The following is a 451-nucleotide window of genomic DNA, read 5'->3' as shown; positions in this document are numbered from 1 at the left end:
ATACATGACGGTGGCGATGGCAAGCGATAGCAGAGTTTGATGTAGTTTCATAATAATTCCCAAAATGATATGACAATAAAAAAATCAGAAAAAGTACGTGCTTTCATGCGCTGATATTAACGCAGTCAAGCCACATAAACAGTTAATATATCAACACTTGATGCGGGTTTTTAACCCACATAGTCTACTTTTTAGTTTAGTAGCTTAACTTAGCTCATTAAAGCAATGATGTCGTACTCACAATCATGCCATTATTATCTGCATACACATACATGCCAGAGTTGATAGTTAGACCGCCAAAGCTGATTTCGATATCCGTCTCGCCCACACCCTTGCGATTAGATTTGCGGGGAATGGCGCCGAGCGCTTGTACGCCAATTGGCATTTTGCCCATATCATCTACATCTCGCACACAGCCATAAACAATCACGCCAGCCCAGCCATTATCAAC

The 451-nt window shown here is 41.5% G+C and carries 1 protein-coding gene; it reads right to left on the bottom strand.

Annotation, left to right across the window (positions count from 1 at the left end):
• Positions 1-217: 217 nt before the first annotated feature.
• The coding region (locus tag J1781_RS00320) for an RraA family protein (RefSeq protein WP_456239068.1) at positions 218-451 on the bottom strand (234 nt) is incomplete at its 5' end.

Source organism: Rahnella perminowiae (assembly GCF_019049695.1).
Taxonomy (GTDB): domain Bacteria; phylum Pseudomonadota; class Gammaproteobacteria; order Enterobacterales; family Enterobacteriaceae; genus Rahnella; species Rahnella perminowiae.
Note: the sequence above shows the minus strand (reverse complement) of the source record. Positions and strands in the feature narration are given on the sequence as shown.